Consider the following 6,537-nt stretch of genomic DNA (forward strand, 5'->3'; position numbering starts at 1 on the left):
CGCATTACAGATTATTGACGTGCGACACTCGTCTAAGGGAAAAGAGGTGCTAGCATAGAGCCACCAGTCGATCTCAGCATGCACCCTAACTAGTAGTCAGGATATGACCGAGCCAGAAGACCCCAGCCGTGAGCGTCTCAAGCACCACTTTGCCCAGCGGGTAATTCATCAGGCACGTCAGATTCTTGAGATATGGCAGCGCCTGCAACGCAGTGAATGGTCCACCGTCGACCTCGCCGAACTGAGCGAGGCCAACCTGCGCCTGCTGCGCTTTGCCGAGCGCTTCGAACAGCCGGAACACACCCAGCTCGCGCGCCACATCAGTCAGTCGCTGGAAGCAGTGGACGCCAATCGTGGACGCCTGAGCAGTGGCTTGATCACCGATCTCAATCGTTTGATGCAGCGCTTGTCGCGGACCGGCCTGCGCCAGGGCGATCAGCTCGACCAGACCTTCCTGCCACCGCTGCGCAAACCAATTTACGTGATGCTGCAGGATCACGACCGCGCCGAGCGGCTGGCCAAGCAACTGGAATTCTTCGGCCTCAGCGCGCAGTCGCTGGACAGCGTCGCGGCGTTTCGCTCCTCGATGGTCGAGCGGTTGCCGGCCGCGATCGTCATGGACGTGGATTTCAGTGGTGCCGGCGTTGGCCTGAAACTCGCTGCCGAAGCCCAGGTCGGTCTCGAGGAACCGTTGCCGCTGCTGTTTTTCAGCCTGCACGAAACCGACACCCCGACACGCCTCGCGGCAGTACGCGCTGGCGGCCAGGAATTCCTCACCGGCACCCTCGAAGCGTCGAGCCTGCTGGAAAAGATCGAAGTCCTGACCTGCGTCGCCCAGTACGAACCTTATAAAGTGCTGATCATCGATGACTCCCGCGCCCAGGCCATGCACACCGAACGCCTGCTCAACAGCGCCGGGATCGTGACCCGCACCCTGATCGAACCGATTCAGGCCATGGCTGAACTGGCGGATTTCCAGCCTGACCTGATCATCCTCGACATGTACATGCCAGCCTGCACCGGCACCGAACTGGCCAAGGTGATCCGCCACAACGACCGCTATGTCAGCGTGCCGATCATTTACCTGTCGGCCGAGGACGATCTGGACAAGCAGCTTGACGCCATGAGCGAGGGCGGCGACGACTTCCTGACCAAGCCGATCAAGCCGCGTCATCTGATCACCACCGTGCGCAACCGCGCTGCCCGCGCGCGCAACTTGAAAGCACGGATGGTGCGCGACAGCCTCACCGGTTTGTATAACCACACGCACATCCTGCAACTGCTCGAAGATTGCTCGTTCCGCGCCCGCCGCGAGAACAAGCCGCTGAGCTTTGCCATGCTCGACATCGACCACTTCAAACGGGTCAACGACAGCCACGGCCACCCGATGGGCGACCGCGTCATCAAGAGCCTTGCACTGTTTCTCAAGCAACGTTTGCGCAAAACCGATTTCATCGGCCGCTACGGCGGCGAAGAGTTCGCCATCGTCATGCCCGACACTGACATGGAAGCCGCACACAAGGTGCTCGACGAGATCCGTCAACGTTTCGCCGAAATCCATTACCCGGCACAACCTCATGACTTGTGGTGCACCTTCAGCGCCGGCGTGGTGGATCTGCGCGATGATTCCGACAGCCTGATGATGGCCAGCCAGGCCGACGAGGCGCTGTACCGCGCCAAGAATGGCGGGCGTAATCGAGTGCAAAAGGCGCGGGAGTCAAAGCAAAGTGCCATCTTTTCATCGGAATCAACCGATTCGGTCATAACCCTGTAATAGAACCGCAATAAATTCAGGCGCTTACCATTTCTGTCGTTGGTAGCTGTCATGCGCCTGAAGTTGCTCACAAATCTTAATACCCTGCTGCTGGTCGCCGTGTGCCTCGCACTTGGCGCCACGCTGTGGTGGTCGCAAAACGCGCTGGAACGCCCGTATCTGTTGATGGAGCGTTATCTGGGGCTATCGCAGCAATTTCAGAACGAGGTGGCGCGCAACGTCGAGGACTACCTCGCCAGCGGCGATGCCTTGCGTCTGAGTGGCGCCAGTCAGGCCATCGACAGCGTACAAAAACAACTCGACGAACTGCCACCGGCGCTGGCCGATACTTTGCGGCCGAGCCTGTCGGGCCTCGATGAATTCAGCAAAACCGACCTACTCGCCGCCGGCAAACTGGCCGGTGATCCGCAGGCATTGCTGTTGCAGGCCGAGCGCGAATTGAGCGCCAGCCTCGACCAGCTCAGTGCCTATGCCAGCGGCAACGCGGCCTGCCTGACGCCGCTGCTTGCTGCCTCTCAGCACTTGGGCAAACTTTCACTGGCGCGAGACAAACTGGTCAGCAGCGGCCGCAGTGAACTGGCGGTCGACGTTGAACGCGAAGTCAGCAATATCCGCGCTCAGGCACAGTTGATCGATGCCCTGCCCCTGCTGGGTGTAGTGGCCAGCAACGAATCGAGCAGCGACGACTTCGCGGCGATGATGGGCATCGAAAGCAGCGAAAAAGCCGTCGCCGAAGATGCCGGTGTCGGCCTCAAACGTGAACTCAACAGTCTGCTCGGTCGCTACCCGGCAGAGCTTGCGCGCACCCGCGAGCAAATCCAGAAACGCAGCGAACTCAGCACTGCCACCCACGCGAAAATCGCTGCAGTGCAACACGCCATCGCCGGTCTGGAGCCGGTGGTGCGTGCCCAGCACGGGCAAATTCAGGGCGAAGTGCGCCTGATGCAAGGCGTGATGATCGGCCTGATTCTGCTGATTGCACTGCTGATCGACACCCTGCAACGGCATCTTGCGCGAACCCTGACCAACCTCGCCCCGGCATTGTCCGTCTGGGCCGACGGCGATTTCAGTCGCGACATTCAACTGGGCAAGACCAACCGCGAACTGCACGACATCGAGGCCTCGCTCAATCGCTTGCGCGCCTATCTGGTGGATCTGGTCGGGACCATTCGTGGCAACGCCGAACAAGTCGCGGGCAGCAGTCGCACCCTCGCCGAGTTGAGCAACGACTTGCACAGCGGCGCCGAACATCAGGCCGGGGATACCGCGCTGATTCGCGATTCGCTCGGCGAACTGGAAGCGACTATCCAGCAAGTTGCCGGGGACGCGCGTCAGGCCGCCGATGCCAGCCGCCATGCCGGTTTGGCTGTCGAGCATGGTCAGACCGTCATCGGCCAGAGTCTCACGGGCCTGCACGCCTTGGTCGGCGAAGTGCAGGGCAATGCGCAGATGATCGAGCATCTGGCTGAAGAGTCGGCGACCATTGGCGGCGTGCTGACGGTGATCCGCTCGATTGCCGACCAGACCAACCTGCTGGCACTGAACGCGGCAATTGAAGCGGCGCGCGCCGGGGAAATGGGCCGCGGGTTTGCGGTGGTGGCTGAAGAGGTGCGCTCCCTGGCGCAGCGTACGGCCGGGGCGACGGCGGAAATTCAAACCCTGATTGCCGGCCTGCAAACCGCTGCCCGGCAATCGGTCGAAGGCATGCGTGCGCAAGTCGAGCACGCCGAAGCGACGGCGAATCAGGCACAAGCGGCGGACGGTGCGCTGGACAAGATTGTCGGTGCGATCCAGACCATTTCCGAGACAGCAATCCGCATCGCCGATATCACCGCGCAGCAAAGTGGCGCGGTCAGCGAGATTCGCGATCACAGTGAGCGGATTCACCAGCTGGGTGGAGATAACTTGCTGCGTATCGGCCAGGGCCGCGAACAGGGTGAGAACTTGCTGGTGTTGGGCGGGCAGTTGCACACAGCTGTGCAAGCCTTCCGGGTTTGACGACATTCCCTGTAGGAGCTGCCGAGAGCTCGGGCCGCGATCGGCCGATCTTTTGATCTTGCCTTTAAAAGTCAAAAGATCGCAGCCTGCGGCAGCTCCTACACAGTTGTGTGATGCAAATGACCGGATCAGATCACTCGGTCACATATTTTGCGCAAACATCGGCCATCGTGCTGGCTATTGCATAGAACTGGACAGTCATAAAGTCTTTGCGGCATAGTCGCCGGGTTCTGACGACTGCTCATTCATGACAAGGACAACGCAGATGGCAACCCTACTGGTGCTGCACGGCCCCAACCTGAACCTGCTCGGCACCCGCGAACCGGGCACCTATGGGTCGACGACCCTGGCGCAGATCAATCAGGATCTGGAGCGTCGCGCCCGTGAAGCCGGCCATCATCTGCTGTATCTGCAAAGCAATGCCGAGTACGAATTGATCGACCGCATCCACGCCGCACGCGGCGAGGGTGTGGATTTTATCCTGATCAATCCGGCCGCATTTACACATACAAGTGTTGCATTACGTGACGCGTTGCTGGGAGTGAGCATCCCATTCATCGAAGTGCATTTGTCCAACGTGCACAAGCGCGAACCTTTCCGCCATCACTCTTACTTCTCCGACGTAGCGGTGGGAGTGATCTGCGGCCTTGGCGCCAGTGGTTACCGACTGGCCCTGGAGGCTGCACTAGAACTGCTTGAAACACAGGCAACGACTTGAACGACAAGCGTTAAGCGCCCCTGACCGACCCTTGGGAGTTGATGATTCATGGATATCCGTAAAGTTAAGAAACTGATCGAATTGCTGGAAGAGTCCGGCATCGACGAGCTCGAGATCAAGGAAGGCGAAGAGTCCGTACGCATCAGCCGTCACAGCAAGACCCCGGCTCAGCAGTACTACGCGCCTGCACCGATGCAAGCGCCGGCCGCTGCACCAGCCGCCGCTCCTGTAGCTGCAGCTGCTCCGGTTGCCGCTGCTGCCCCGGCGCTGAACGGCACTGTTGCCCGTTCGCCGATGGTCGGCACGTTCTACCGCAAGTCTTCGCCAGCCTCGCCGTCCTTCGTTGAAGTCGGCCAGACCGTGAAGAAAGGCGACACTCTGTGCATCGTTGAAGCCATGAAGATGATGAACCACATCGAAGCTGAAACCAGCGGTGTGATCGAGTCCATCCTCGTCGAAGACGGCCAGCCGGTTGAGTACGACCAACCGCTGTTCACCATCGTTTGAACTGCGGAGAGCCTTTGATGACTGCGAAGTTGGAAAAAGTTCTGATCGCGAACCGCGGTGAGATCGCCCTGCGGATTCTGCGTGCCTGCAAAGAGATGGGCATCAAGACCGTCGCCGTTTACTCCAAGGCCGACAAAGAGCTGATGCACCTGGGTCTGGCAGACGAATCCGTCTGCATCGGCCCGGCATCGGCCTCTCAGTCTTACCTGCACATCCCGGCCATCATCGCTGCCGCCGAAGTGACTGGCGCTACCGCCATTCACCCAGGCTACGGTTTCCTCGCGGAAAACGCCGACTTTGCCGAGCAGGTCGAGAACTCCGGTTTCGCTTTCATCGGCCCGAAAGCCGACACCATTCGCCTGATGGGCGACAAGGTATCGGCCAAGCACGCGATGATCGAAGCAGGCGTGCCAACCGTTCCAGGTTCTGACGGCCCACTGCCGGAAGACGAAGAAACGGCGCTGCGCATCGGTCGTGAAGTCGGCTACCCGGTGATCATCAAAGCCGCTGGCGGCGGTGGTGGTCGCGGCATGCGCGTGGTGCACAAGGAAGAAGACCTGATCTCGTTCGCCAAACTGACCCGCACCGAAGCAGGCGCGGCGTTTGGCAACCCGATGGTCTATCTGGAAAAATTCCTGACCAACCCGCGTCACGTCGAAGTGCAGGTTCTGTCCGACGGCCAGGGTCACGCCATCCATCTGGGCGACCGCGATTGCTCGCTGCAACGTCGTCACCAGAAGGTTCTCGAAGAAGCGCCGGCACCGGGCATCGACGAGCAGGCTCGCCAGGAAGTTCTGGCTCGCTGCGTCAAGGCGTGCATCGACATCGGCTACCGCGGCGCCGGCACTTTCGAGTTCCTGTACGAGAACGGTCGTTTCTACTTCATCGAAATGAACACCCGTGTTCAGGTGGAGCACCCGGTTTCGGAAATGGTTACCGGTATCGACATCGTCAAGGAGATGCTCAGCATCGCCGCTGGCAACAAGCTGTCGTTCACGCAGGATGACGTGGTTATCCGCGGTCACTCGCTGGAATGCCGGATCAACGCTGAAGACCCGAAAACCTTCATGCCGAGCCCGGGCACGGTCAAGCATTTCCACGCTCCAGGCGGCAACGGCGTTCGCGTCGATTCGCACCTGTACAGCGGTTATGCCGTTCCGCCGAACTACGACTCGCTGATCGGCAAGCTGATCACTTACGGCGCTACCCGCGACGAAGCCATGGCCCGCATGCGCAATGCCCTGGACGAAATCGTGGTTGACGGGATCAAGACCAACATCCCGCTGCACCGTGATCTGGTTCGTGACGAAGGCTTCTGCAAAGGGGGCGTGAACATTCACTACCTCGAGCACAAGCTGGCTGACGAGAAGCACTAAGCTTCAGCCCTGTGTAACTCAGGAAAGGCCGCATAAAGCTCTTTATAGCAAATACTGTGTAATTGAGTGAATGAGTGAACAAAAGCCCCGCAACAGCGGGGCTTTGCCTTTCTGGTGGAAATTACACACTGTGTAATTCAGTGTGTAATCTGACATTGGCGACA

At 59.8% G+C, this 6,537-nt stretch carries 5 protein-coding genes; all 5 read left to right on the forward strand.

Annotation, left to right across the window (positions count from 1 at the left end; translation table 11 throughout):
- Window positions 1–103 precede the first annotated feature (103 nt).
- The 5 genes from gcbA to accC all read left to right on the forward strand — a co-directional run bounded on the left by gcbA (window position 104) and on the right by accC (window position 6,373).
- A complete protein-coding gene (gene gcbA, locus JJD74_RS24435; protein ID WP_200617013.1) occupies window positions 104–1,774 on the forward strand; it encodes a diguanylate cyclase GcbA in 1,671 nt (556 codons plus the stop codon).
- Window positions 1,775–2,728: 954 nt separating this feature from the next.
- Window positions 2,729–3,772, forward strand: coding sequence for a methyl-accepting chemotaxis protein (locus tag JJD74_RS31560; RefSeq protein ID WP_442793288.1), 1,044 nt, complete (start codon window positions 2,729–2,731; stop codon window positions 3,770–3,772).
- A gap of 265 nt (window positions 3,773–4,037) precedes the next feature.
- A complete protein-coding gene (aroQ, locus tag JJD74_RS24445; protein WP_042557475.1) occupies window positions 4,038–4,490 on the forward strand; it encodes a type II 3-dehydroquinate dehydratase in 453 nt (150 codons plus the stop codon).
- A gap of 48 nt (window positions 4,491–4,538) precedes the next feature.
- Window positions 4,539–4,997, forward strand: a complete 459-nt coding sequence (gene accB, locus JJD74_RS24450; protein ID WP_042557474.1) for an acetyl-CoA carboxylase biotin carboxyl carrier protein — start codon at window positions 4,539–4,541, stop codon at window positions 4,995–4,997.
- A 17-nt stretch (window positions 4,998–5,014) separates the two neighbouring features.
- On the forward strand, window positions 5,015–6,373 hold the full coding sequence (gene accC, locus JJD74_RS24455) for an acetyl-CoA carboxylase biotin carboxylase subunit (RefSeq protein ID WP_042557473.1): 1,359 nt from the start codon (window positions 5,015–5,017) through the stop codon (window positions 6,371–6,373).
- The last annotated feature ends 164 nt before the right edge of the window (window positions 6,374–6,537 follow it).

Source organism: Pseudomonas sp. MF6776 (genome assembly GCF_016613125.1).
Lineage (GTDB): Bacteria > Pseudomonadota > Gammaproteobacteria > Pseudomonadales > Pseudomonadaceae > Aquipseudomonas > Aquipseudomonas iridis.

Excerpts from the sequence above, each read along its gene's own strand:
- gcbA (WP_200617013.1), top strand. The coding sequence starts at position 104 with ATGACCGAGCCAGAAGACCCCAGCCGTGAGCGTCTCAAGCACCACTTT.
- JJD74_RS31560 (WP_442793288.1), top strand. The coding sequence starts at position 2,729 with ATGATCGGCCTGATTCTGCTGATTGCACTGCTGATCGACACCCTGCAA.
- aroQ (WP_042557475.1), top strand. The coding sequence starts at position 4,038 with ATGGCAACCCTACTGGTGCTGCACGGCCCCAACCTGAACCTGCTCGGC.
- accB (WP_042557474.1), top strand. The coding sequence starts at position 4,539 with ATGGATATCCGTAAAGTTAAGAAACTGATCGAATTGCTGGAAGAGTCC.
- accC (WP_042557473.1), top strand. The coding sequence starts at position 5,015 with ATGACTGCGAAGTTGGAAAAAGTTCTGATCGCGAACCGCGGTGAGATC.